Consider the following 3266-nt stretch of genomic DNA (forward strand, 5'->3'; position numbering starts at 1 on the left):
CGCCGAGCCGCGGGCGGTTTCGCGGGGCGCGAGCGGCGGCGAGCTCAGCCGTGTGATGCTCGCGATCGAGGTGGTGATCGCCGCTGTCGATCCCGTGCCGACGTTCGTCTTCGACGAGGTCGACGCGGGCATCGGCGGCGCCGCCGCGATCGAGGTCGGCCGGCGTCTGGCACGGCTCGCGCACTCGTCGCAGGTGATCGCGGTGACACATCTCGCGCAGGTCGCGGCGTTCGCGGCCAATCATCTGACGGTCGTGAAGGCGAGTGACGGCTCGGTCACGGCATCCGATGTCCGGCGTCTGGAGGGGGAAGAGCGTGAGGCCGAGATGGCCCGACTGCTCTCCGGCATGCCGGATTCCGATGCCGCGCTCACGCACGCACGAGAGTTGCTCAGCCTTCGCACGCACCTGGACTGATAGGGTAAAAGCCCGTGACGCAGACTTCTGGTTCTTCCCGCGGCGACTTCTCAGACGACACCACCAAGCACATCTTCGTGACCGGTGGTGTCGTCTCTTCTCTGGGCAAGGGCCTCACCGCCGCCAGCCTCGGCAACCTCTTGACGGCACGCGGTCTGCGCGTGGTCATGCAGAAGCTCGACCCGTATCTCAACGTCGATCCGGGCACGATGAACCCATTCCAGCACGGCGAGGTGTTCGTCACCGACGACGGCGCCGAGACCGACCTCGACATCGGCCACTACGAGCGCTTCCTCGACATCGAGCTGAGCCAGGCGGCGAACGTCACGACCGGGCAGATCTACTCGCAGGTGATCGCGAAGGAGCGGCGCGGCGAGTACCTCGGCGACACGGTCCAGGTGATCCCGCACATCACCGATGAGATCAAGCGCCGCATGCGCCTGCAGGCCACCGAGGAGCCCCGCCCCGACGTCATCATCACCGAGATCGGCGGCACTGTCGGCGACATCGAGTCGCAGCCCTTCATCGAGTCGGCGCGGCAGATCCGCCACGAGCTCGGTCGGCAGAACGTGTTCTTCGTGCACGTGTCGCTGGTGCCGTTCATGGGCGCGTCCGGCGAGCAGAAGACCAAGCCGACGCAGCACTCCGTCGCGGCGCTGCGCTCGATCGGGATCCAGCCCGACGCGCTCGTGCTGCGCAGCGACCGGCCCGTGACCGAGTCGAACAAGCGCAAGATCGCGCTGATGTGCGATGTCGACGAGGGCGCGGTCGTGAACGCGGTCGACGTGCCGAGCATCTACGACATCCCGTCCATGCTCAACGCTCAGGGCCTCGACGAGTACATCGTGCGCGCGCTCGGCCTGTCCAAGGCGGTGGACGTCGACTGGTCACGCTGGGAGCGCGTGCTGCAGGCCGTGCACAACCCCAAGCACGAGGTCACGATCGGACTGGTCGGCAAGTACATCGATCTGCCGGATGCCTACCTCTCAGTCACCGAGGCGCTGAAGGCGGGCGGGTTCGCGCAGGAGACCCACGTCAACGTCCGCTGGATCCCCTCGGACGTATGTGAGACCCCGGAGGGCGCCGCGAAGGCGCTCGCGCCGCTGGACGGCATCGTGATCCCCGGCGGCTTCGGCATCCGCGGCATCGAGGGCAAAATCGGCGCGCTGAAGTTCGCGCGCGAGCAGGGCATCCCCACGCTCGGCATCTGCCTGGGCCTGCAGTGCATCGTGATCGAGTACGCGCGCCACATCGCCGGCATCGAGGGCGCCTCCTCGAGCGAGTTCGACCCCGACACCGCGCACCCGGTCATCGCCACGATGGACGAGCAGGTCGACATCCTCGATCGCGGCGAACTCGGCGGCACCATGCGTCTGGGGCTCTACCCGGCCGACCTCGCCGAGGGATCCCTCGCTGCCGAGGTGTACGGTTCGAACCGCGCGTCCGAGCGTCACCGCCACCGCTACGAGGTGAACAACCGCTACCGGGATCAGATCGCGCAGGCGGGTCTGGTGTTCTCGGGCGTCAACCCCGATCTCGATCTCGTCGAGTACGTCGAGCTGCCTCGCGATGTGCATCCGTACTACATCGCGACGCAGGCGCACCCCGAACTGCGGTCGCGCCCGACCGACGCGAACCCGCTGTTCCGCGGGCTCGTCGGCGCGGCGGTCGAGCGCCACCGCTCGAGCGAGCTGTTCGATGTCGAACCGTTCGAGCCGGCCGAGGAACCGGTGGCGTGACCGGCGAGCGGATCCCGCAGGCGGGCGCCCCGAGCGGGCCGGTGCACGTCCTGGCCGACGAGCCGGTGGACGCGACGGTCCTCGAGAGCGAGCGGGTGTACGAAGGCCGCGTGTGGGACGTCCGCAGCGACACGGTGTCGTACGGCGGCGGCCGGATGGTGCGTCAGTACGTCGAGCACCCGGGGGCAGCGGCGGTGGTGGCGCTGGATGATGCCGACCGCGTGCTGCTCATCCAGCAGTACCGGCATCCGATCCGCCATCGCGACTGGGAGGTGCCCGCGGGACTGCTCGACGTCGACGGCGAGAGCCCCCTCGAAACGGCTCGTCGCGAACTCGCCGAGGAGGCGGATCTGGTCGCGGAGTCGTGGGAGCCTCTCGTGAGCATCTTCACGACCCCGGGAGGCAACGACGAGATCGTGCACCTGTTCCTCGCGCGCGGCCTCTCGGCCGCGGGCGCCGTGCACGCCCGCGAGGAGGAGGAGGCCGACATCCGTCTGGAGTGGGCGCCTCTCGACGACGTGGTCGCCGGGATCCTCTCGGGCCGGCTGCGCAACGGCATCATGACAGTGGGCGTGCTGGCCGCGCGGGAGCGCCTGCGCTCCGTGCGGGAGGCATCGGGCATCTGAGCCGAGACGGCGGGATCGCGCATGCGGCTGGAACGGGCGGTGGACTCCTACCTGCGGCACGTCTCGATCGAGCGCGGTCTGTCGGAGAACACGGTCGCGGCGTATCGCCGTGATCTCACCGGCTATGTCGTGTGGCTTCGCGGGCACGGAATCGACGACACGTCGACGGTGACCGCCGATGTGGTCGGCGCGTTCGTCGCGGATCGCGCTGCGGCTCATCCGCCGATCGCGGCGTCGTCCCTGGCCCGGCTCCAGTCCTCGGTACGGGGCCTGCACCGCTTCCTCGCGCGCGAAGGCGTCGAGACGGCCGACCCGTCGGCCAGGCTGCGTCCGCCGAAGCAGCCGCGACGGCTTCCCAAGGCGCTGACGATCGACCAGGTGGAGCAGCTGCTGGATGCCGCGGGGCCGGCGCCTGCGACCTTGCCCGGGTCTGCCGCGCCGGATGCCCGAGACGCGGTGGGCCCGGCCGCCGGCGGGGGAGCGGCG

The 3266-nt window shown here is 69.7% G+C and carries 3 protein-coding genes and 1 pseudogene; all 4 read left to right on the plus strand.

Annotated elements, in window-relative coordinates; all coding sequences use genetic code 11:
• A pseudogene (locus EIO58_RS14940) lies at window positions 1-415 on the plus strand (DNA repair protein RecN); the annotation flags it as partial.
• 14 nt (window positions 416-429) lie between these two features.
• Window positions 430-2154 carry a CTP synthase gene (locus EIO58_RS14945; protein WP_127820184.1) on the plus strand — a complete coding sequence of 575 codons (1725 nt, stop codon included), beginning with the start codon at window positions 430-432 and terminating at the stop codon, window positions 2152-2154.
• Window positions 2151-2780: an NUDIX domain-containing protein gene (locus EIO58_RS14950; protein ID WP_240658906.1), complete on the plus strand. Its 630-nt coding sequence runs from the start codon at window positions 2151-2153 to the stop codon at window positions 2778-2780. Before EIO58_RS14945 ends, EIO58_RS14950 begins: the two co-directional genes overlap by 4 nt.
• A gap of 21 nt (window positions 2781-2801) precedes the next feature.
• The coding region (locus tag EIO58_RS14955) for a site-specific integrase (protein WP_164861748.1) at window positions 2802-3266 on the plus strand (465 nt) is incomplete at its 3' end.

The organism is Microbacterium sp. CPCC 204701 (genome assembly GCF_004010105.1).
In the GTDB taxonomy this organism is placed as follows: domain Bacteria; phylum Actinomycetota; class Actinomycetes; order Actinomycetales; family Microbacteriaceae; genus Microbacterium.